Origin of the sequence: Cobetia sp. SIMBA_158 (assembly GCF_046566945.1) — a bacterium.
Classification (GTDB): Bacteria; Pseudomonadota; Gammaproteobacteria; order Pseudomonadales; family Halomonadaceae; genus Cobetia; species Cobetia amphilecti.
The window spans coordinates 27575-49139 of record NZ_JAWJYL010000018.1; the positions used below are offsets into that span (position 1 = coordinate 27575).

The following is a 21565-nucleotide window of genomic DNA, read 5'->3' on the forward strand; positions in this document are numbered from 1 at the left end:
TTCGCGTCTTGCCGTGCCATCACGCCATCTGCCCTACAAGGTGCCCTCGTGTCCTCAACCAAGTCACTCACGCCACCCATCTCTGGCTGGCGGCAATGGGCCAACCGCTATCCGGTCGCCTTGATCGCCCTGGCGCAGCTGTTCGGCACCAGCCTGTGGTTCACCCCCAATGCAGTACTCACGCCGATGCTGGCGAGCTGGGGCTTCGCCGGCGATAGCGCCGCGGCACTCGGCCAGCTGACCTCCTCGGTGCAGGGCGGCTTCATCGTCGGCACCCTGGTGCTGGGGCTTGCCGGCCTGGCGGACCGTTTCGCGGCGCGCCATCTGTTCATGGCTTCCTGCGTGCTGGGCGCGCTGACCAATCTGGCGCTGTTGATCGCGCCGGGGCTGCTGAGCGCCTCAGGCTTGCGCGTGCTGACGGGACTGGCACTGGCCGGCATCTACCCCATCGGCTTGAAGCTGATGGTGCAGACCGCACCGGACCGTGCCGGTGCCGCACTCGCCTGGCTGGTCGGCATGCTGGTGCTTGGCACCGGGCTGCCGCATGCGCTGGCCGCACTGCAACAGGGCGAAGGCATGCAGCTGCCGTGGGGCGCGGCCATCAGCACCGCCTCGCTGCTGGCCATCGTCGGTGCCGGTCTGGTCGCCTTGTTGGCCCCACCGGTGGCGAAAGCCACCTCGGCGCCCCGCCAAGCACCAGCGGCGAAAGACGGCCGCAACACCTTTCTGGCCCGCGCCACTCGGGGACTGGCGGCCTGGCAATATCCCGGCTTCGTGCGCGGTGCACTGGGCTACTTCGGCCATATGTGGGAGCTGTACACCCTGTGGGCGCTGACACCTCTGCTGCTGACCCAGATGGCCAGCGCGACAGGCGTGACGCTCTCTCCTGCCAGCCTGGCCTGGCATAGCTTCCTGGTGATCGCCATCGGCGCGCCCGGCTGTGTCATCGGGGGCTGGCTCTCGCGCAGTCGCGGCAGTCTGTGGGTCGCGCGTCTCGGGCTCGCCGGTTCGGTGACGCTGACGTTGATCTTCGTCGCCGCCACGCAGCTTGAGGCCGGTTATGGCGTGCTGCTGGCACTGCTGGCGCTGTGGAGCCTTCTGGCCGTGATCGACTCACCGCAGTTCTCGGCACTCGCCGCGGGCGGCACCCCGGTCGAGCTGCAGGCCAGCGCCCTGGCGATGATGAATGCCTTCGGCTTCAGCCTGTCGCTGGTCTCGATCGCCTTGCTCACGCCGCTGATCGCCGACCACGGCAGCCTGCTGTTGCTGGCCTTGCTGCCCGGCCCGCTGCTGGGCCTGCTGGCCTTGAGCAGACGCGTCGACGGCGCATGAGCCATGGACCATGGGCTACGGGCTACGGGCTACGGGCCATGAACCTCGACCACTGTCGCTTGCAGAGGACAGCCGTGAGCCTGAATTTCCACTACGCTCAGGCGCCATTCTGGCCCTATACTCGCGCCATTGTGCTCCGGCCATCCCGCGCGGCAGGCGAGATATTGGCAACGGATGGCCGAGATGACCCCCATGACAACCGGCCTCAGGCCCAGGAACCCCGATGATGATGCACAAGTTGCGCACCACCTGCATGAGCGTGGCACTGATCGCCACGGCGGCACTTCTCAGCGCTTGCGGCACCAGCCCGCAACGCCTGTACGTCAATCCGCAGGTCGGCGAGATGGGCGTGGTCGGCCACGGGCAACAGGTGGTGGTGGACGTGCTCGATGAGCGTCCGTCAGAGCGCATCGGTTCTCGCGATGGCGCCACCAATGCCTCGAGCTATCTGGTCGTGCCGACCGGCGACCTGACACCCAAGCTTGAGGCCCAGACCGTCAGCGCCCTGCGCCGCATGGGCTTTGTGCCGGTGTCCGCCGAGCAGGCCAACCAGGGCGCAGCAGAGCTGACCATCTCGCTGACCGAGCTGGCCTATGGCGTGAAGCGCGGCGGCCTGATCACCGACACCGCGACACTCAATGGCGTGATCAAGGCCGTCGCCGTGTCCGGCAAGCAGCGCTATACCGGCAGCTACACCGCGACGCGTGACCAGGGCTATGCCCTCAAGCCGAGTCAGGAGAAGAACACCGAGATGGTCTCTGAGGTGATCGGCGATGCGCTGACTCGCGCCTTCCAGGACACCACGCTGATCCGCCAGCTCGACCAGTAGGCTCGATCAGCAAGCTCCATCAGCAAGTTCGACAGCAGCTCGCCACCAACGAAAACGCCACCGCCGCCCATTGGGCGGCGGTGGCGTTTTTCATGAGGACTGAACCTTCATGAGGACTGGACCTGACTGACAAGGTCACCCCTGAGTCGTCAGCGACGCGGCCCCTTGCGCACCAGACTCCATACCGTCTCACGCAGGCCGCGCTCATCCGGGGCGCGACGCTCCAGCACCTCAAGCGTGAAGTTGGCGCTCAACAGCTGACGAATCTCGTCTTCGGCGACATGGAACGGCGGGCCCTGATGCTGCTCCGTCTGCCGCTCGAGACTGATCAACAGGCCACGCGCGCCCGGGGGCAGCAGCTGCGCCAGATGGAAGGCGTAGCGCTGCCGGGTGGCCGACGGCAAGGCGATCAGCGCGGCGCGATCATAGAAGGCGTCCAGATGATCGACATGGTCGATATGGAAGTGGAAGAAGTCTCCGCACCACAGCTCGACCATGCCCTGGCGGAAGCATTCGAAGTGCTCCAGCCGATAGCGCGAGACATCCCCGGCGCCTTCGGCGACGAACTGCTCACAGGCCTGGCGTGCAAGCTCGATGCCCAGCACCGGATAGCCCTGCGCCGCCAGCCAGCGCATGTCGAGACTCTTGCCACACAGCGGCACCAGCACCTTGGCGCCCGCCGCGATCTCAAGCCGCGGCCACCAGCGCTCCAGCGCCGAATGCGTGGCGGGCAGATGAAAGCCGATCCGCCCTTCCTGCCATCGCGCCAGCCAGGGGTCGCTGGCCGGCGTCGCGTCCATCGTCGTGTCTTGTGCCGACATGAGCTGGCGCACTCCCTCTGCTATCGGTTACCGGGATGCCTTACAGGAAGCCGTGACGCTTCTTCTTGCGACGCGGCAGGTGCGGCACGATCAGGCCGACCAGCAGGCCGACACCCGCCACGCCACCGCCGTACATGAAGTAGCGCATCAGCAGGTCCTGCTTCTTGGTATCGAGCTTGGTTTCCATATCCTGCATCTTGCTGCGCGCCTGAGCAAGTTCGGCTGACTGGCTGTTGCTGGCCTGCTCAAGCTCTTCGATGCGCGCCTGACGCGTCTCGAGGCCGGTCTTCATGTCCTCGACACGGCTTTCCCACTCTTCATTGATGCCGTCGAGCTTGGCAGTCAATTCCTTGACCCTGGCGCTGAGCTCGGGCACCCGGGCATTGACGCTCTGGGTGTCCTGCAGATCAGCGGAGGGAATCCACACCACGTCGCCGCTGGCGGTGCGGATCTTGCTGTAGTCATTCTGGACCTCGAGCAGCTCGACCGGCTGGCCGGCTTCCACCGTGCCCACGATGCGGTAGCCATCCGTCGGGCCACTGCGCACGAAGGTGGTGAGGTCATCGGCGACCCAGCGGTCGGTGGCCGCATTGGCCAGCGGTGCACCCAGCAGCAGGCTGCCGGCGACGCCAGCCCCCAGCACCACACGGCGCAGTGAGCGCGCAAGCGTCGAACACGGCGATCGGGGTGACAGGAGACCGAAAGATGAAGGGGTGCTGGTAATGGAGAATCGCGTCATATCGTGTTCTTCATGGCTGTCTAAGGGCGTAAGCCGACCGTGTCAGGCGTGTGGGCACGAGGAGCAAGCGCGCTGAATCCTGCGTCCCCACATGCCGAACATGATCGACCGCTTTTGGGCGAAGGAAGGCTCGCCCTGTCTGCCCATGCGGTGTCTGCCAGGTTGCGCAATGCAAGGCGTCCTGCCTGGCATCGCTGTCGCGCTTGGACGTACGGTAACGAAATTGCCGCGAGAAAAATCCGAGACTGTCATTTCAGTGTCTTCAGACATCCACACTTTCTGTGGATAAGTCTTGGGACAACCTCAAAGGGGCAGGTCTGCGCACGGCGAAATGCCTGCCCCGCCAACAAATCGATCAAATTTTAACCAGCTCAGGCAGCCGGGCTATCGGCATGAAAACCTCAACAAATCAAGCCACTGACAGCCTGATGTGCGTTGCGCAACACCTGCCTGATAACTATGAAACATGCCAAGCCCCTGTTGTAGCGTCAGGGCATGCGCGGGCTTTCTCGTGAGGATACCACAGCCACCATCAGGCTGAACCGGTGGTTGGCAGGCATCCTCCTCATTGCTGACAGCGATGCGACAGGGCTGGCCGCATGGCCGGCAGACTCCTATACTGTGCCGTCCCGATTTTGGCCTCGACCCGATCAGCGTGCCGCTTGGCACAGTATCGTCGCGCCCTCGATTCCCGGCCAGCCATCGGCGCCGGGGCTCATTCATTACAAGTCGCGCCCGCTTCTCCTGACCGCTGACGCTGCCCGCCGCCACCATGTGCCCGGGCGCGAGGCGCACGAAGCCCGGGCGCGCAGCTCAGAGCGTTCACACAAGGCAATGGCGAAGAAACTCTTCATCAAGACTCACGGCTGCCAGATGAACGAGTATGACTCCGCGCGCATGGCGGATCTGCTCGGCGAATCGCATCAGATGGAAGTCACCAGCGACGAATCCGAAGCAGACGTCATCCTGCTCAACACCTGCTCCATCCGCGAGAAGGCGCAGGAGAAGGTGTTCCACCAGCTGGGACGCTGGAAGAAGCTCAAGGAAAAGAACCCGGACCTGGTGATCGGCGTCGGCGGCTGCGTGGCCAGCCAGGAAGGCGACAACCTGCGCAAGCGTGCCCCGCATGTGGACATGGTGTTCGGCCCGCAGACTCTGCACCGTGTGCCGAAGATGCTCGACACCCGCCGCGACAGTCTCAAGCAGATTTCCGTGGTCGACGTGACCTTCCCCGAGATCGAGAAGTTCGACAACCTGCCCGCGCCCAAGAGCGACGGTGCCAGCGCCTTCGTCTCGGTGATGGAAGGCTGCTCCAAGTACTGCACCTTCTGTGTGGTGCCCTACACCCGCGGTGAGGAAGTCTCGCGTCCCTTCGAGAAGGTGATGGATGAAGTCATCCACCTGGCCGACCAGGGCGTGCGCGAGATCAACCTGCTGGGCCAGAACGTCAACGCCTACGCCGGTCTCAACCAGCTGGGTGAGGAGATCGACCTCGCCGAGCTGATCAGCTGCGTGGCGCAGGTCGAGGGCATCGACCGCATCCGCTTCACCACCTCGCATCCGCTGGAGTTCAAGGACTCGCTGATCGAGGCCTTCGGTGAGATCCCGGAGCTGGTCAGCCATCTGCACCTGCCGGTGCAGTCGGGCTCCAACCGCATCCTGGCGGCCATGAAGCGCGGCCACGAGCGTGACCTCTACATCGACAAGCTCGAGCGTATCCGCGCGCTGCGTCCGGACATCAGCTTCTCCTCCGACTTCATCGTCGGCTTCCCGGGCGAGACCGATCAGGACTTCATGGACACCATGGACCTGATCGGCCAGATCGGCTTCGATCACTCCTTCAGCTTCATCTACTCCGCACGTCCGGGCACCCCGGCGGCGAATCTGGAAGATGACACTCCGGAAGAGGTGAAGAAGGAGCGCCTGCTCATCCTGCAGGAGCGCATCAACCAGCAGGCGATGCAGATCGGTCGCAAGATGGTCGGCACCACCCAGCGCATCCTGGTCTCCGGCTTCTCGCCGCGTGACCCGGGCCTGCTGTCTGGGCGCACCGAGAACAACCGGGTGGTCAACTTCCGCGCCGCCAACCCGACCGAGCTGATCGGCTACCTGGTGGATGTCGAGATCACCGAGGCCTACCCCAACTCGCTGCGCGGTGAGCTCAGCTCGCCCTACCGCTATTGATCGCTCCTCGCTCACGACATTGACGAGGCGCCATCAGTCCCCACTATCAAGCAGATAGCCACGCTGGCCGTACAGGACAATTGCCCTGTACGGCCATCGCGCATTAAGCTCTCTTGAGACTTCGGCAACGCGTCACCATTGACACTGAAATGGCGCCGTCATGCGCCGTGGCGGCTGCCCCTCATCGCCCAGCATCATCGTCACTCATCACTATCAGGATATTCGACGCCTTGAGCCACCAGTCACAGCAAGCCAATCGCATTCTCAACATGACGCTTGAGCCGGCAGACCCGCAGCGTCTGGCCAGCCTGACCGGCCAGCGCGACGAGCATCTCAAGCTGATCGAATCCCGGCTCGGTGTCACCCTGCGCAACCGCGGCAATGACTTCCAGATCGCAGGCCCTGCGGCCGCCGTGAAGGCGACCGCCAACGTGCTGGAGCATCTGTATCGTGAGACCGGCGCCGGCGAAGTCGATGCCGAGACCGTTCATCTGTTCCTGCAGGAATCCGGCGTCGAGGCACTGGTCGAGGCCGCCGAGGACCAGGGCGCCACCTACGGTGATGTGGTGATCCGCACGCCCAAGGTGCTGGTGCGCCCGCGCGGCTTCAACCAGCAGGGCTATGTCACCGAGATGCGCAATCACGACATCAACTTCGGCATCGGCCCGGCCGGTACCGGCAAGACCTACCTTGCCGTCGCCGCTGCCGTGGAAGCGCTCAACAACAACGAAGTGCGACGCATCCTGCTGGTGCGTCCGGCGGTCGAGGCCGGCGAGAAGCTCGGCTTCCTGCCGGGGGACCTGGCCCAGAAGATCGACCCCTACCTGCGCCCGCTCTATGACGCCCTGTACGAGATGCTCGGCTTCGAGCACGTCAACAAGATGATCGAGCGCCAGATCATCGAGATCGCGCCGTTGGCCTACATGCGCGGCCGGACGCTCAACAACGCCTACATCATTCTCGATGAGTCCCAGAACACCACGCGCGAGCAGATGAAGATGTTCCTGACGCGCATCGGTTTCGGCTCCACCGCCGTCATCACCGGTGACGTCTCGCAGGTCGATCTGCCACGTGGCACCCAGTCAGGTCTCGCGCACGTGATGGAGGTCCTCAAGGACACCCCGGGGATCAGCATCACGCGCTTCCTGGCCAAGGACGTCGTGCGTCACCCGCTGGTGCAGCGCATCGTCGAGGCCTACGACACCTTCGAAGCCGCGGAAGAGCAGCAGGAAGGCGAGCGTCGCGAGCAGCGTCAGGCCGAGCGCGAAGCCCGCATGGCGGCGCTGAATGCCCAGAGCAACGTGCCGCCTGCCAGCACCCCGACGGGAGGTAGCCAGTGAGCGAAGCCCCTGCGGTCGTCGTGGACCTGCAACTGGCCATCGGCGAGAGTGAATTCGATGGCCAGCCGCTGCCGGCCAGCCATCAGCTGGAAGCCTGGGTGGCGGCTGCGCTGCTGGCCGCCGCGGAAGATGGCGCGCTGGAGCGCGATGCCAGCGCCGCCGCGGCGCCGTACGAGCTGACCGTGCGTCTGGTGGAAGAAGCCGAGAGTCAGGGCCTCAATCGCGATTATCGCGGCAAGGACTCCCCGACCAACGTGCTGTCCTTCCCGCATGAGCCGCTGGATCTCGATGACTTCGCCCTGCCGCCGGAACTGGCCGCGCGCTTCGCCGAGGAAGGCGATGACGACAGCCTGCCGCTTGCGGGCATGCCGGAGAGCGACCTGGACGCCGGCGAAGAGGAAGGTCTCGACGGTCACAACAACGACGATGTCATGCTGGCGTCAGACGCCATGAGCGAAGCTGACGAGGCAGACGTCTCTGACGCCGCGTCTTCTGGCTTCTCGACTTCTGACACCGCGTCTACTGCCATCGGCTCTGCGGCTCCCGAGACCGCGGCTGAGCAGGCTCTTGATGAACAAGCTCTTGATGAGCAGCGCTTTCTGGGCGACCTGATCATCAGCGTGCATGTCGTCGCCCGCGAAGCGCGCGAACAGGGCAAGTCGCTGGAAAATCATTTCGCCCACATGCTGGTTCATGGCACCTTGCACTTGCTCGGCTATGACCATATCGAGGACGATGAAGCCGAACGCATGGAAGCGCTCGAGCGTCATGTGCTGGCAGGGCTCGGCATCGCCGACCCCTACCGGGAAGAGAATCACTGATGCCGGCGCTCCTGCGCATCGGCAGCACCCGCCGTCGGGTGACTCGGGGCTTGTCCCCGGGTCGCTCGGCTGCCCCGATACCACCACGACGATGGGGTATCGCCACCGAGGAAAAGAGAAACTAACGCATGAGCGAAGACCGATCGGGAAGCCAATCGAAAACCTGGCTCGATAAGCTGTTCGGCGCCTTCTCAAGCGACACCGACGAACCCAGCTCCCGTAGCGAGCTGCTCCAGTTTCTGGCTGAGGTAGGCCCACGCCTCAACCTCGATCAGGACGCCATCGCCATCATCGAAGGCGCGCTGGAAATCAGCGACCAGCAGGTGCGCGAGGTGATGATCCCCCGCTCCCAGGTGCAGGCCATTCAGGTCGATCAGCGCCCGGAGGAGTACCTGCCGCTGATTCTTGAATCGGCTCACTCCCGCTATCCCGTCATCGACGAGAACCTCGACGAGGTGCTCGGCATCCTGCTGGCCAAGGACCTGCTGCCACTGATTCTGCAAAATGACAGCGAGCGCAAGCGCTTCGATCTGCGCGAAGCGATCCGTCCGGCGATGTTCATCCCCGAATCCAAGCGCCTCAACAGCCTGCTCAAGGAATTCCGCGAGACCCGCAATCACATGGCGGTGGTCATCGACGAGTACGGCGGCACGGCAGGCCTTGTCACCATCGAGGATATCCTCGAACAGATCGTCGGGGATATCGAGGATGAGCACGACACCGATGAGGATGAGGACATCCGCGAGCTGGGCGATGGCCAATTCGCCGTCAGCGCGCTGACCACCATCGATGACTTCAATGAGCACTTCGATACCGACTTCTCCGATGAGGAATTCGACACCATCGGCGGTCTGATGATTCAGCGCTTCGGTCACATGCCGCGCCGTCAGGAATCCACCGATTTCGCCGGCTGGCGTTTCACGGTGCTCAATGCGGACAATCGTCGCATTCGTCAGGTACAGGTATGCCGTCTGGAAGATGCCACCGGTGACGCGCCGCCCTCGGCCGAGCATCGTGCGCACATCAGCGGCGAGTGATTCATGGCCTGATCACAGGCTGACCCGATAGAGGACAATGCCAGACACATCCGCCGATGTGTCTGGCATTTTACAAGGAGAGCGGCATGTCAGATTCCCCCCGCGCGAGGAGCTTCCCGGGCGCCTCGTTGCTGGCCAATGTACTGGCGATCATTGCCGGGGTACTGGTCACCCTGAGCTTTGCCCCCTTCGAGCAGTGGTGGCTGGGCCCGATCGGCGCAGGCCTGCTCTACGGGGCGCTGCGCATGGAAGGCGGTGGCTTCCTGCGCGCCTGGTGGTTCGGGGTCGGCCTGTTCGGCAGCGGGGCCAGCTGGGTCTACGTCTCGATCCATGATTATGGCTATACCGGCATGCCGCTGGCGGTGCTGCTGACGATGCTGTTCGTGGCCTGCATGGCGCTGTTCCCGATGCTGTGGATGGGTCTGTGGCAGCGCTTCTGCTCACGCAAGCTCGATGTGCTGTCATTCGCCGCGGTGTTCGTGCTCAGCGAGCTGTTCCGCACCTGGGCCTTCACCGGCTTCCCGTGGCTGCTGCTGGGCAACAGTGCCGTGGGCTCGCCGCTGGCCAGCTGGGTGCCGGTGCTTGGCGTCTACGGTATCTCGCTGATCATCGCGCTGTCCGGTGCGCTGCTGTGGAATCTGGCGCTGCGTCGCCGCTGGTGGGCGATCGCGCCGCTGATCGTACTGTGGAGCGCGGGTCTGCTGCTGCCGACCGGCTGGACACAGTCCGGCGGCCAGCCGGCGCGTGTCGCCCTGTTGCAAGGCAACCTGCCGCAGTTGATCAAGTGGAGTGCCGAAGGGCAGCGTCGTGCGGCCAATACCTACGCCGCGATGACGCGCGCCGTGCAGGACGATGCCGACCTGATCGTCTGGCCGGAAACGGCACTGCCGATGCTGCGCGACCAGGCCGAGCCCTTCCTCGAGCGTATCCAGGCAACTCTGCCGCCCAAGACCGGTCTGATCACCGGGATCGTCGAGCGTGACGCCGACAATCGCTTCTACAACAGCGTGATTCCCATCGATGACCCGTCGGCCCAGTATCGCAAGGAGCACCTGGTGCCCTTCGGCGAATATGTGCCGCTGGAAAGCTGGTTGCGGGGCATCATCGGTTTCCTGGATCTGCCGATGTCGAGCATGCAGTCGGGCGACAGCCAGCAGCCGCCACTGATGGTCAGCGGTCTGCGCATCGGCGTGGCGATCTGCTACGAGATCGTCTATCCGGAGCTGGTCCGCCAGCGCGCCTTGAGCTCTACCGTGCTGCTGACCGTCTCCAACGACACCTGGTTCGGTCACTCCATCGGCCCGCTGCAGCACCTGCAGATGGCTCAGCTGCGCGCGCTGGAAAATGGCCGCTATCTGCTGCGGGCCACCAGCAATGGCGTCACGGCGATCATCTCGCCACAGGGTGAGATCATCGCCCAGGCACCCCAGTTCGAGGAGGCCACCGTCACTGGCGATATCCGCCTGCAACTGGGCATGACGCCCTGGATGCACTACGGCCTGCTGCCGGTGTGGATCCTGATCGCGCTGCTGCTGGCGCCGGGCCTTGTGCTGGGCATCAACGAATGCCTCAAGTCGCGCCGTCAACGCCCGCAGGACGCCTGAGGGCCAGAACGTGTGAGTCCCCAGGGCCTCAGACGCTTGAACGCTCAACCTTACCCGTTGCCGGGCCGATGCCCGGCACTGCCTCTGCACAAGCGAGACCACAATGGGCATCACCGAGTTACTCGGCATCATCAAGGACCTGGTATTGCCGCCCGGCGGGCCTCTCCTGCTGCTGTTTCTGGCCATGCTCGTGCTCAAGCGCTGGCCGGGCCTGGCACGCGCCATGATGGTCGTGGCCATCCTGGGCATGTGGCTGCTGTCCTCGCCGGTCGTCTCCACGCGCCTGATGTCAGGGCTGGAGCGCATTCAGCCCAGTGAGCCGGCAGAGTGGATCCAGGCGCAGGCCGTGGTCGTGCTTTCCGGCGGACGCTACTACGACGCCCCGGAGCTGCAGGGCCGCGATCGCATCAATGGCGAGACGCTCAGCCGCCTGGACGAAGGCGTCCGCGTGGCCCGCAACGCGGAGCTGCCGATTCTGCTCACCGGTGGCAAGGTATCGTCCTCCGATGACGGCACCCTCGCCGAGCTGATGCAGCGCTCGCTGATCGATGAATTCGACTACCCGGCGCGCTGGCTGGAGAATCGCAGCGAGAACACCCAGCAGAATGCGCTCTTCACGCGCGAGATGCTCGAGCAGGACGACATCAACAAGATCGTGCTGGTGACCAGCGCCTGGCACATGCCGCGCGCGATGCGCAATTTCCAGAACCAGGGCTTCCGCACCATCATCCCGGCGCCGGTGGGCTACACCACGGTCTCCGGACTGGGCATCGATGCCTGGATCCCCAACAGCTCCGCACTGACCCAGTCACGCTGGGCACTGCATGAATGGATCGGCTGGCTGGTGGGTCGCTAGACCCGACAGCACTGCCGGCAAGACCAGCGAAGGACTACTGGCAAGACACACGAAGGGCTGCCGATGGGCAGCCCTTCGTGTGTCTATATAACCCGCTCATCGGGAGCTTATCGCAGGATTACGTTCAGTCGTCGCTGTCACGCATCCAGCTGGCCTCCTTGAGCCATGGCCCCAGCTGGCGGAGCTGGAAGGCGCGATCGCGCGCCCACTCGTCACTGCCGACATGCGCCGTGCCGCCAGGCGCTTCTCCCAGCACGTCGTCCGGAAACTTCAGGCTGTCACGGCCCTTGATCTGCAGCGAGTAACACCGATCGTGGCTGACCAGGCTTTCGCGCAGATAGCGCCACACGCATTCCTTCATGAACCACTGATCGATATTCGGCGTTTCGACATGCTGTGGCTGCCACTGGGCCAGCAATGTCTCGAGTGGAGGCAGGACACCGGCCACCCCGCCCCACAGCCCCGCCAGCACCAGATCGGTATGACTCCACCAGTCACGCATGACATGGAAGAAGCGCCCGGAGGTCAGCCACATCTGCACCGCGCGCACTTCGCGCAGGCTGGTGACGCTATCGCAGTCGCGAACCACGAAGTAGCCCACCGTCGGGTCATCGGCGACCGCGAAGCGCCAACACAGCCGCTGTCTCAGAGTGTCACTGGAGGGACGCTCGATCAGCTCGGCGTCCAGTTCCCGCGCCAGGGCCAGGAAATCATCGGGCACGCTGTCATCGTGATAGAGCCGAACCCGCCACCCCGGATACAGCACCGGCGCCAACAGCAGGTTATGCAGCATGCCGTTCAAGTAGCGCGGCCCCTTGCCCCAGAGGCCGAAGGACAGCACGCGCGTCTTGCCGGCGGCGACTGCCGAGGGGGATTCAGCGGGCAGCCGCCAGCCCTTCGCCAACGGCAGGCCCCCATGCTGCTCGTCCTTGAGCGCCAGGGCGCGACTGCCATGCTCGCGTGCCTCGTCATGGCGCTTGAGTCTGGCCGCGCTACTGGCCAGCGAGTCGAACAGCACCGGATTGAGACAGCCCCGCGCGGCCAACGCCTCACCGGCCGCCAGCGAGCCGGCGGCATCATTGGCGCGCGACAGACACACTACCTGATTGAGCGCGATCTCTTCATCGGCCGGACACTCCACATGCCCCTGGGCCAGAATCTGGCTGGCCGAGCGATAATCCGCGAGCAGAAACAGGTAATAGGAGATCTGCTTGAAGAGGCCCGCCTCACGTGGACGCGGGCGCTGATTGAAGTGATCGATCAGCTGTTGCAACGCCTTGTGGCGCTGACCGGCGCTCCAAGTGGCATGCGCCGGGGCGAACCAGTCTGACGGTGTCGCCATCAGCCCTGATCACTCTCATCGGCCGCGGGAGGCTGACGAGTGACGGGCGGCGCGCCACGCGAGAAGAAGCGATGTCCACAGGCGTGGCAGGGTTCCAGCACGCTGGGGCGCGTGAGCGTGGTGGTCGACTCACAGTGCACGCAATGCAATAGCCCCGGCGCGATGACCTCGCCGCTGGTGTAGTCGGCGCGCGCGGCCTCGAGGTCTTCCTCGAAGTGGGCGCGGTCCACCACGGTGCGATCCGCGATCGACATCAGCGCGGAACTGACACTGCGCGACAGCACCGAGAGATCGATCCCCAGCCAGCTGGCGATCCCTTCTCCACCGGTCGCCAGATGGCGGCGGAATTCGCGCATGTCACGCTCGACCCAGGCACGCAGCAGCGCCAGCTCGTCCAGCGTGAATTCCTCGACCTCGGCCTCGAACTTGACCGCTTCATCCAGCTCGGCCTTGAGGCCATCCCACGACAGCTCACCACTGCTGTCTTCCAGCCGCGTCAGGATTCGCCCATAGGCATCGCCGAGACGTCCTTCACCTTCACCTTCGCCTTGCGGCTGACTGGAAGCTGAGCGCGAGGGCATCGGCGTATCTTCAAAGCCACTGTCGTGCGAGGACGTGGCAGCCGTATCACGATCCGTGGCGCTGATCGGCTCATGGGGATCGCGGGGTTCACGTGGTTGGCTCATGGACTCTCCTTGTGTCTTCACCTTCTCCCGTACTGCGGGAGGGCATGGCGCTCTACCTTCAGCATGGTGGCGTTGGCGTTGCGACACAAGCCACACTCTTCCACTCCCTGACACGCATCAAGCGCGTGACACTGGCAGCATGAAGCGCATTCGCCTGGCGCCACAGCGCTCACCTCCCCTACCTGAGTCCTGGCGTCTGGGGTAGACTTGACCCCATCGCAGACAGCGGCGGCCCATCCCGATGTGACCGCCCACCTCTTCACGCCCTGCCTGTCCCTGGTGACGGGTAGCGGCCAATGCCAAGGTAGTGACGGACCCGATGGATTCACAGGATACTTCTCAACAGTACGCTCCCGATCAGATCGAACAGGCTGCCCAGCAGTACTGGGAGAAAAATCAGTGTTTCAAGGCGGTGGAAGATGCCAACCGCGAGAAGTTCTACTGCCTGTCGATGTTCCCCTACCCCAGCGGCAAGCTGCACATGGGTCACGTGCGCAACTACACCATCGGTGACGTGATCTCGCGCTTCCAGCGCATGCAGGGCAAGAACGTCATGCAGCCGATGGGCTGGGACGCCTTCGGCCTGCCGGCGGAAAACGCCGCGATGAAGAACAACGTCGCGCCGGGCAAGTGGACCCACGAGAACATCGCCTACATGCGCGATCAGCTCAAGGCGCTGGGCTTCGCCTACGACTGGAGCCGTGAGTTCGCCACCTGCGACCTGGAATACTATCGCTGGGAGCAGTGGTTCTTCGCCAAGCTGGTCGAGAAGGGTGTCGTCTACAAGAAGAGTTCCATCGTCAACTGGGACCCGGCGGACCAGACCGTGCTCGCCAATGAGCAGGTCATCGACGGCCGTGGCTGGCGTTCCGGCGCGCTGATCGAGCGCAAGGAAATCCCGCAGTGGTTCCTGCGCATCACCGATTACGCCGAAGAGCTGCTGGCCGACCTCGACAAGGTCGAGTGGCCGGAGCAGGTCAAGACCATGCAGCGCAACTGGATCGGCAAGTCGCGCGGTGTCGAGCTGAGCTTCGGCCTCGATGCCAAGGCCAGCCAGGTGCAGGAATCCCTGACCGTCTTCACCACCCGTCCGGACACCCTGATGGGCGTGACCTACGTCGGCGTCGCCGCCGCTCACCCGCTGGCCAAGGCCGCGGCGGAGCACAATGCCGAGCTTGCCGAGTTCAACGCCGAGTGCGCGCGTGGCGGCACCAGCGAAGCCGACATGGCGACCATGGAAAAACGCGGCATGGATACCGGCTTCAAGGCCATCCACCCGCTGACCGGCCGTGAAGTGCCGGTCTTCGTCGCCAACTTCGTGCTGATGGAATACGGCACCGGTGCCGTGATGGCCGTGCCGGCCCACGACGAGCGTGACCACGAATTCGCCACCAAGTACGACCTGCCGATCGAAGCCGTGATCGCCGATGCCGACGGCAATGCGCCGGACGTCAGCGAAGCCGCCTTCACCGAGCACGGCGTGCTGATCAACTCCGGCGACTTCGATGGCCTCGACTTCGAGAGCGCCTTCGATGCCATCGCCGCGCGCCTGGTCGAGCAAGGCCGTGGTGAGGTCAAGACCAACTTCCGTCTGCGCGACTGGGGCGTCTCCCGTCAGCGCTACTGGGGCGCGCCGATTCCGGTCAAGAATGGCCCGAACGGTGAATCCATCCCGCTGACCGACGACGAACTGCCGGTCGCTCTGCCGCTGGAAGTCGAATTCGACGCCTCTGGTGGCTCGCCGATCAAGAAGATGCCGTCCTTCAGTGACCTGGGCGATGGCTGGCAGCGCGAGACCGATACCTTCGACACCTTCATGGAGTCCTCCTGGTACTACGCGCGCTTCTGCTGTGCGGACAACGCCGAGGCCATGCTGGACGAGCGCGCCAACTACTGGCTGCCGGTCGATTACTACATCGGCGGCATCGAGCACGCCATCCTGCACCTGCTCTACTCGCGCTTCTTCCACAAGCTGATGCGTGACTTCGGCCTGGTCGACAGCGACGAGCCGTTCAAGCAGCTGCTGACCCAGGGCATGGTGATCGCGGATACCTACTACCGCATCAACGAGAAAGGTGGCCGTGACTGGTTCAATCCACTGGACGTCGATGTCGAGACGGACGACAAGGGGCGTGCGATCAGCGCAATCCTCAAGACCGATGGCCTGCCGGTAGAGATCGGCGGTACCGAGAAGATGTCCAAGTCCAAGAACAACGGCGTGGACCCGCAGTCGATGATCGACCGCTTCGGTGCCGACACCGTGCGCCTGTTCATGATGTTCGCCGCGCCGCCGGAGCAGTCACTGGAATGGTCCGATTCCGGTGTCGAGGGCGCACACCGCTTCGTCAAGCGCGTCTGGCGTCTGGTCCACGAGCATGTCGCCGCCGGCACTCCGGGCGCGCTGGACGTGACCGCCCTGAACGATGATCAGAAGGCGCTGCGTCGCAAGACACACGAGACCATCGCCAAGTGCAGCGATGACATCGGCCGCCGCACCACCTTCAACACCGCCATCGCGGCCGTGATGGAGCTGGTCAACGCCATCAGCCGCTTCGAGGACACCTCCGAGCAGGGCCTGGCCGTCAGCCGTGAAGCCGTCGAGGCCTGCGTGCTGCTGCTGTCGCCGATCATCCCGCATGCCAGCCACTCGCTGTGGGCGACACTGGGCCACGACGAAGCCGTGATCGACGCCAGCTGGCCGGCCGCCGATGCCGAGGCGATGAAGAAGGACAGCATCGAGCTGGTCGTGCAGGTCAACGGCAAGCTGCGTGCGCGCCTGTCCTTCGCCGCCGATGCCGATCGCGACGCCATCGAGGCCGCGGCGCTGGCAGATGCCAATGTCACCAAGCACACCGATGGCAAGACGGTGCGCAAGGTGATCGTGGTGCCGGGCAAGCTGGTCAATATCGTCGCCAACTGATAGCGACCCGACCAGACCGAGCAAGATACCGGCGGCCCGAGTCGCCGGTCCCGTCAGAGACAGACACCTGGAAGGATGTCGGTCTCTGGCGGCCATATTCTGTGCGCTGCGTGATGCTGACAGGCCCCACGCATCGCTCTCGCAAGATATTCATGACACTCGTTCATGACAGGAGGTCACGGTGACGCAAGCGAAGTCTTCCAGTGTTTCAGCAGACACATCAGAGCGTGCATCCCGCGGCCTCGGCCGCCGTCGTGTGCTGGCCGCCCTCGGCGTCGGCCTGGCGCTGACACTGAGCGGCTGCGGCTTCCAGCTGCGCGGCGTGAACGATGCGCCGATGGCCATCACCGAGCTGGACGTCCAGGCACCGATCACCAAGACCCACGACGCCCTGCGCGACGCTCTCGAGCGTGCCGACGTCCAGTTGAGCGACAGCGCCCCGCTGACCCTCAATCTGGGCAAGGTCCGTGAGAACGTGCAGCAGATCACCTACGGCGATGCCGGCAGCATCAAGCGTGAACTGACCTATCGCCTGACCTACTCGCTGCAGCGCAAGTCCGATGGGGCCTATCTGGCCAACCAGCAGGAGCTGCAGGCCAGCAGCCTCTACTACACCAACGATGACGACCTGCTCAACACCGATGACCTGCGCGAGCGTGCGGCCAGGGAAGTCAATCGTGACCTGAGCCGTCAGTTGCTGGAGCGCCTGCGCGCGATCAAGCTCTGAGCTCCACGCTCCCGCACTGAGGCGCCCCGTTCGTAAGTCATGAGTCGTGATCCATGAGTGCTGAAAGGCCAGACAATTGACGACAGACGATTGACGACAGGCGAAGCCGGGAGAAGTGGAAGGAAGCTGGCAGCAATTGGTAGAGATTGGTAGAGATTGGAAATCGCAACGTTCGCCAGGCACGGCTCCACGATATCGGGCAACCGATCATCATGGGGCCGTGCCTGTTCAGGGCCACCATCACGCCGGGGCTAGCACCCTGCTCGTGACTGGCCGCCCGAGCCTTTAGGCGCACTTGCCCACCAGACCCGCGCAGTATCGAAGGACATTCATGAAGGTCTATCCCGACAAACTCGACGAGCAGCTCAACAAGCGCCTGTCTCCCGTCTATATCGTGGCCGGTGATGAGCCGCTGATTCACCAGGAAAGCTGCGACGCCATCCGGCGAGCGGCGCGCGCTGCCGGTGTCGAGGAGCGCGAGGTACTGCATGTCGAGAACGGCTTTCAGTGGGGCCGTTTGACCGAATCTGCCGCCAGCATGTCACTGTTCGCCTCGCGCAAGCTGATCGAGCTGCGCATGGGCACCCAGAGTGCCGGCCAGGAAGGCAGCAAGGTCCTCAAGGCCTACGCCGAGCGCATCGAGAAGGATGGCGACATCCTGCTGATCACCGCAGCGCGTCTCGATCGCAAGGTGCAGCAGACGGCGTGGTTCAAGGCATTGGAGAAGGTCGGCGTCTTCATCGCGGTGTGGCCGGTGGACCATTCCCGCCTCGGCTTCTGGATTCGCGACCGCGCCCGTCGTCACGGCCTCGAGCTGAATCAGGACGCCGCTCGCCTGCTGGCCGAGCGCATCGAGGGCAATCTGCTGGCCGCGGATCAGGAGCTGCAGAAGCTGGCGCTGCTGCACCCGCCGGGCGCACGCCTGGATGGCAATGCCATCGTCCAGGGCGTCGAGGACAATGCCCGCTATGATGTCTTCACGCTGGCCGATGCGTGTCTGAAGGGGGAAGTCGAGCGCAGTGGCCGCATCGTGCTCGGGCTGCGGGGAGAAGGCGTCGAGCCGCCGGTGATCCTGTGGGCACTGACCCGCGAGCTGCGCACCCTGCTCTCGCTGCGCCAGCACCTCGATCAAGGCCAGAGCTTCGAGCATGCCTGCAAGGCGCAGAAGCCGATGATCTTCGACAAGCGTCGCCCCTTCTATCAACAGGCGCTCAATCGCCTGCCCCACAAGCGCCTGCACAAGCTGCTGCTGTTCTCGCAGCGACTCGACATGGCGATCAAGGGCGGGATGACGCTGCCCATCTGGGACGGGATGGTCGATCTCGCCCTGACGCTCGCCGGCGGACGCGGCCCACTGGCCGAACTGCCTCACGCCTACAAGGTGGTGTGATTCAGACACCCGGGAGAACACATGCAGACCTCCTCCAGCACGCTTGGCGAAGCCGTCGACGTCGAGACCCTGCGGCTGTGGCTCGCCGAGGGCAATACCCTGACAGTGGAAGTGCAGACGCTGGATCAAGGGCTTCATGTGGTTCGCCTGCATCACGCCGCTGGCATCAGTCGTCTGGTCGATGACAACGGCCAGTCCCTGCGTTTCACCGGCACCCAGTGGATCAGTCGCCTGCTGTTGCCGCTGGGGCTGACCCACGGCGTGCAGACCTGGGCGGAAGTACAGGATGAGATGATCGGCCTGCCCACGACGCCGATCGACAATGCCAGCCTGCTGGCCCATGGCACGCGCGTGGCCTTCCAGACCCGCTAGACGCTGCGCGCCTTCTCTCGTGTCTTTCTCTTCGGCTCCCCTCTTGTCTTTCTCCGGCTCCCCTCGCCAATCATCAAGACGCCCCCACCAGCAGGCTGATGGGGGCGTCTTGTCATTCGGCTTATGTACCTTATGCGGCTTTTCGGCTTATACAAGTGATGCCGCGTCACTCAATTGCGCCCTGCAAGCGTGGCAACTCTTCGCTCAGTGCGCCGCATCCGCCTTGGACTTCACGAACGCCTTGTAGCCATAAAGCTTGCGCGGATTGTCGCGGAAGATCTTCTCGCGCATCTCGCGCTCCGGCAACCAGCGCTGCATCAGCTCGGCCAGGGTGTCCTCTTCCGGCATCTCGACGCCGATATAGGGATGCGGCCAGTCACTGCCCCACACGACGCGCTCCGGATTGGCCGCCACCAGCGCCCGCACCAGCGCCGTGACATCGGAGTAAGGCAAGCGTCCGCGCGTGGTCAGCCGGTAAGGCGCCGACAGCTTGACCCAGGTGCGCCCCTGCTTGAGCAGTCGACACAGCGCGGCAAAGCCGGGACATTCAGGGCCACGCGTGGCCGCCAGATGGCCCATGTGGTCGATCACCACCGGCACCGGCAAGCTGCCGAGGCGCGCTTCCATGTCACGGAAGGTCGAGACATCGATCAGACATTCCAGGTGCCACTTGAAGCGTGCCAGGCGGTCCGCCAGCAGCACCACATCACGCCAGCGCAACCCGCCGGCGAAGATCAGGTTGAGGCGAACACCACAGACTCCAAGCTCGGAGAGCCGCTCTAGCTCGGCATCACTGATGTCGGGGGTGACAACCGCCACGCCACGGTAATCCAGCCCACGCTCACGACAGCTCTGCAGGCTGTCGCACAACAGACGATTGTCATAGCCATAGACACTGGGCTGTATCAGCACGCCGTGGCTGGCGCCCAGCGCATGATGCATCTCGAGTGCTTCATTGAGCCCCACGGGGGCCGGGTCATAGGTTCTGTCCGCCGCCAATGGGTAACGCACCGGGTCACCAAACAGGTGAAGGTGACAATCAATACTGCCCGCCGGCAACCGGAAGGTCAGGGGGTGTGGCAAGGGTCTGGGCGGCGTGGCGCGCGGCAGATCCTGCTCGACATGATTCCAGTCCATCGATGCGACTCCCTCGCGTAACCTCAATCATCAAGCCCGGGGCGACGTGACGCTCGATCGCCCACTGCCACGATACTGCGCCGCCCTTCGCGTTTCCAGACAAAAGCCTGCCGACGAAAAAGCGGCATGTCCGAAGACATGCCGCTTGAGGTATCAGGCGAGGCCTGATCGCTTATCGAAGACGCTGACCGAAGGCGCTGACGTTCAGTCGAGGCGCTCGAACACGGTCGCGACGCCCTGGCCCATGCCGATGCACATGGTCGCCAGGCCCAGGCGCGTGTTCTGCTGCTTCATGACGTTGAGCAACGTGGTGCAAATACGCGAACCGGAGCAACCCAGCGGGTGGCCCAGCGCGATGGCGCCGCCGTTGAGGTTGACCGCCGTATCGACACGCTCCAGCAGGCCAAGGTCCTTGAGTACCGGAATCGACTGCGCCGCGAAGGCCTCATTCAGTTCGACGGTCTGGATGTCCTCGATAGTCAGGCCTGCCGCCTTGAGCGCCTGCTTGGAGGCCGGCACCGGCCCGTAGCCCATGATGGAGGCGTCACAGCCTGCCACACCAGTGGACAGCACACGAGCGATGGGCTTGAGGCCCAGCGCTTCGGCGCGCTCGGCACTCATCACCGCCATGCCCGAGGCACCCACCGACAGCGCGGAAGAGGTGCCCGCCGTCACGCTGCCGCCCTTGGGATCAAATACCGGCTTGAGGTTGCCCATGGATTCCATGCTGGCATCGCCACGGATGACCTCATCGCGAGTCACCATCACGCGACGCCCCTCGGCATCATGGCCCTCGACGCCGATGATCTCGTCATCGAAGCGGCCTTCATCGGCGGCGGCCTGGGCACGCTGGTGAGAGCGCACGCCGAACTCATCCTGCTGCTCACGACTCACGCCATGCATCTTGCCGAGCAGTTCCGCGGTCAGGCCCATCATCATCGCCGCCTTGGCCGCGTGCTTGCTGGCCGCCGGGTTGACGTCGACCCCGTGTGCCATCGGCACGTGCTCCATGTGCTCGACACCGCCGATGATATAGAAGTCGCCCATGCCGGCCTTGATGTTGGCGGTGGCGATATGCAGGGCGCTCATCGAGGAACCACACAGGCGGTTGACCGTCTGCGCCGGCACGGTGCGCGGAATGCCGGTCATGATGGCGGCGTTGCGCGCGATGTTCATGGACTGCTCCAGGGTCTGGTTGACGCAGCCCCAGATGATGTCGTCGACCTCGGCCGGCACCAGGCCGGGATTGCGATCGAACAGCGCCTGCATCACCGCGGCGGACAGATTCTCGGCACGCACGTGTCGGAAGGCGCCATTCTTGGCCTTGGCCATGGCGGTACGCACGCCATCGACGATTACCACATCTCTCGGATTCAGATTCATTGTCTGGCTCCCTCATGGCCCTCGCTGTCGCGAGGGCCGAAAATT

The 21565-nt window shown here is 64.2% G+C and carries 19 protein-coding genes; 13 read left to right on the top strand and 6 right to left on the bottom strand.

The annotated features are described in order from the left end of the window. Positions 1–48: 48 nt before the first annotated feature. Positions 49–1332 (top strand): MFS transporter, encoded by a 1284-nt coding sequence (locus tag R2R70_RS17895; RefSeq protein WP_410978650.1) that lies wholly within the window; start codon positions 49–51, stop codon positions 1330–1332. Positions 1333–1555: 223 nt separating this feature from the next. Then, positions 1556–2161 carry a YajG family lipoprotein gene (locus tag R2R70_RS17900; protein WP_052384762.1) on the top strand — a complete coding sequence of 202 codons (606 nt, stop codon included), beginning with the start codon at positions 1556–1558 and terminating at the stop codon, positions 2159–2161. A 149-nt stretch (positions 2162–2310) separates the two neighbouring features. On the opposite strand, the gene tmpT is transcribed toward R2R70_RS17900, so the two are convergent. Beyond that, positions 2311–2982 carry a thiopurine S-methyltransferase gene (tmpT, locus tag R2R70_RS17905; protein WP_225347570.1) on the bottom strand — a complete coding sequence of 224 codons (672 nt, stop codon included), beginning with the start codon at positions 2980–2982 and terminating at the stop codon, positions 2311–2313. 40 nt (positions 2983–3022) lie between these two features. Next, entirely contained in the window at positions 3023–3721 is a 699-nt protein-coding gene (locus R2R70_RS17910; RefSeq protein ID WP_166019114.1) for a TIGR04211 family SH3 domain-containing protein, read from the bottom strand. 834 nt (positions 3722–4555) lie between these two features. Between R2R70_RS17910 and miaB the strand changes: the two genes are divergently transcribed. The 6 genes from miaB (at position 4556) to R2R70_RS17940 (ending at position 11563) form a co-directional block, all read left to right on the top strand. Then, positions 4556–5905: a tRNA (N6-isopentenyl adenosine(37)-C2)-methylthiotransferase MiaB gene (gene miaB, locus R2R70_RS17915; protein WP_192838307.1), complete on the top strand. Its 1350-nt coding sequence runs from the start codon at positions 4556–4558 to the stop codon at positions 5903–5905. Positions 5906–6135: 230 nt separating this feature from the next. Then, entirely contained in the window at positions 6136–7245 is a 1110-nt protein-coding gene (locus R2R70_RS17920) for a PhoH family protein (protein ID WP_052384763.1), read from the top strand. A gap of 113 nt (positions 7246–7358) precedes the next feature. Beyond that, positions 7359–8066: an rRNA maturation RNase YbeY gene (gene ybeY / locus R2R70_RS17925; protein ID WP_410978660.1), complete on the top strand. Its 708-nt coding sequence runs from the start codon at positions 7359–7361 to the stop codon at positions 8064–8066. Between the two features lie 128 nt (positions 8067–8194). Further along, entirely contained in the window at positions 8195–9103 is a 909-nt protein-coding gene (locus tag R2R70_RS17930) for an HlyC/CorC family transporter (RefSeq protein WP_052384764.1), read from the top strand. Between the two features lie 86 nt (positions 9104–9189). Next, complete coding sequence (gene lnt, locus R2R70_RS17935) at positions 9190–10707, top strand: apolipoprotein N-acyltransferase (RefSeq protein ID WP_410978651.1); 1518 nt, start codon at positions 9190–9192, stop codon at positions 10705–10707. A 103-nt stretch (positions 10708–10810) separates the two neighbouring features. Next, positions 10811–11563 (top strand): YdcF family protein, encoded by a 753-nt coding sequence (locus R2R70_RS17940; RefSeq protein WP_043335281.1) that lies wholly within the window; start codon positions 10811–10813, stop codon positions 11561–11563. Positions 11564–11687: 124 nt separating this feature from the next. Here R2R70_RS17940 and R2R70_RS17945 read toward each other — a convergent pair whose 3' ends face one another. Next, positions 11688–12905, bottom strand: a complete 1218-nt coding sequence (locus R2R70_RS17945) for a tetratricopeptide repeat protein (protein WP_410978652.1) — start codon at positions 12903–12905, stop codon at positions 11688–11690. Next, positions 12905–13591, bottom strand: a complete 687-nt coding sequence (locus R2R70_RS17950; protein ID WP_339927043.1) for a zinc ribbon-containing protein — start codon at positions 13589–13591, stop codon at positions 12905–12907. The genes R2R70_RS17945 and R2R70_RS17950 overlap by 1 nt, the downstream gene beginning before the upstream one ends. A gap of 11 nt (positions 13592–13602) precedes the next feature. Between R2R70_RS17950 and R2R70_RS17955 the strand changes: the two genes are divergently transcribed. The 5 genes from R2R70_RS17955 to R2R70_RS17975 all read left to right on the top strand — a co-directional run bounded on the left by R2R70_RS17955 (position 13603) and on the right by R2R70_RS17975 (position 19000). Next, positions 13603–13734 (top strand): hypothetical protein, encoded by a 132-nt coding sequence (locus tag R2R70_RS17955; protein WP_410978653.1) that lies wholly within the window; start codon positions 13603–13605, stop codon positions 13732–13734. Between the two features lie 176 nt (positions 13735–13910). Next, the gene (gene leuS / locus R2R70_RS17960; protein WP_410978654.1) at positions 13911–16511 is read left to right on the top strand and encodes a leucine--tRNA ligase; all 2601 of its coding nucleotides are present in this window, start codon (positions 13911–13913) and stop codon (positions 16509–16511) included. 181 nt (positions 16512–16692) lie between these two features. Next, positions 16693–17238: an LPS assembly lipoprotein LptE gene (gene lptE, locus R2R70_RS17965; RefSeq protein WP_410978655.1), complete on the top strand. Its 546-nt coding sequence runs from the start codon at positions 16693–16695 to the stop codon at positions 17236–17238. Between the two features lie 331 nt (positions 17239–17569). Beyond that, complete coding sequence (gene holA / locus R2R70_RS17970; protein WP_043335288.1) at positions 17570–18628, top strand: DNA polymerase III subunit delta; 1059 nt, start codon at positions 17570–17572, stop codon at positions 18626–18628. A 21-nt stretch (positions 18629–18649) separates the two neighbouring features. Further along, positions 18650–19000 carry a DUF6482 family protein gene (locus tag R2R70_RS17975; RefSeq protein WP_043335289.1) on the top strand — a complete coding sequence of 117 codons (351 nt, stop codon included), beginning with the start codon at positions 18650–18652 and terminating at the stop codon, positions 18998–19000. 204 nt (positions 19001–19204) lie between these two features. On the opposite strand, the gene R2R70_RS17980 is transcribed toward R2R70_RS17975, so the two are convergent. Together R2R70_RS17980 and fadA are read right to left on the bottom strand one after the other, a co-directional pair. Next, the gene (locus tag R2R70_RS17980; RefSeq protein ID WP_107335475.1) at positions 19205–20137 is read right to left on the bottom strand and encodes an amidohydrolase family protein; all 933 of its coding nucleotides are present in this window, start codon (positions 20135–20137) and stop codon (positions 19205–19207) included. Positions 20138–20341: 204 nt separating this feature from the next. Further along, positions 20342–21520, bottom strand: coding sequence for an acetyl-CoA C-acyltransferase FadA (fadA, locus tag R2R70_RS17985; protein ID WP_043335293.1), 1179 nt, complete (start codon positions 21518–21520; stop codon positions 20342–20344). Positions 21521–21565: the final 45 nt, after the last annotated feature.

Coding starts and splice junctions, on each gene's coding strand:
- lnt (WP_410978651.1), top strand. CDS start 9,190: ATGTCAGATTCCCCCCGCGCGAGGAGCTTCCCGGGCGCCTCGTTGCTG.
- R2R70_RS17910 (WP_166019114.1), bottom strand. CDS start 3,721: ATGACGCGATTCTCCATTACCAGCACCCCTTCATCTTTCGGTCTCCTG.
- R2R70_RS17950 (WP_339927043.1), bottom strand. CDS start 13,591: ATGAGCCAACCACGTGAACCCCGCGATCCCCATGAGCCGATCAGCGCC.
- leuS (WP_410978654.1), top strand. CDS start 13,911: ATGGATTCACAGGATACTTCTCAACAGTACGCTCCCGATCAGATCGAA.
- R2R70_RS17940 (WP_043335281.1), top strand. CDS start 10,811: ATGGGCATCACCGAGTTACTCGGCATCATCAAGGACCTGGTATTGCCG.
- miaB (WP_192838307.1), top strand. CDS start 4,556: ATGGCGAAGAAACTCTTCATCAAGACTCACGGCTGCCAGATGAACGAG.
- tmpT (WP_225347570.1), bottom strand. CDS start 2,982: ATGTCGGCACAAGACACGACGATGGACGCGACGCCGGCCAGCGACCCC.
- R2R70_RS17980 (WP_107335475.1), bottom strand. CDS start 20,137: ATGGACTGGAATCATGTCGAGCAGGATCTGCCGCGCGCCACGCCGCCC.
- holA (WP_043335288.1), top strand. CDS start 17,570: ATGAAGGTCTATCCCGACAAACTCGACGAGCAGCTCAACAAGCGCCTG.
- R2R70_RS17945 (WP_410978652.1), bottom strand. CDS start 12,905: ATGGCGACACCGTCAGACTGGTTCGCCCCGGCGCATGCCACTTGGAGC.
- R2R70_RS17930 (WP_052384764.1), top strand. CDS start 8,195: ATGAGCGAAGACCGATCGGGAAGCCAATCGAAAACCTGGCTCGATAAG.
- R2R70_RS17900 (WP_052384762.1), top strand. CDS start 1,556: ATGATGATGCACAAGTTGCGCACCACCTGCATGAGCGTGGCACTGATC.
- fadA (WP_043335293.1), bottom strand. CDS start 21,520: ATGAATCTGAATCCGAGAGATGTGGTAATCGTCGATGGCGTGCGTACC.
- R2R70_RS17975 (WP_043335289.1), top strand. CDS start 18,650: ATGCAGACCTCCTCCAGCACGCTTGGCGAAGCCGTCGACGTCGAGACC.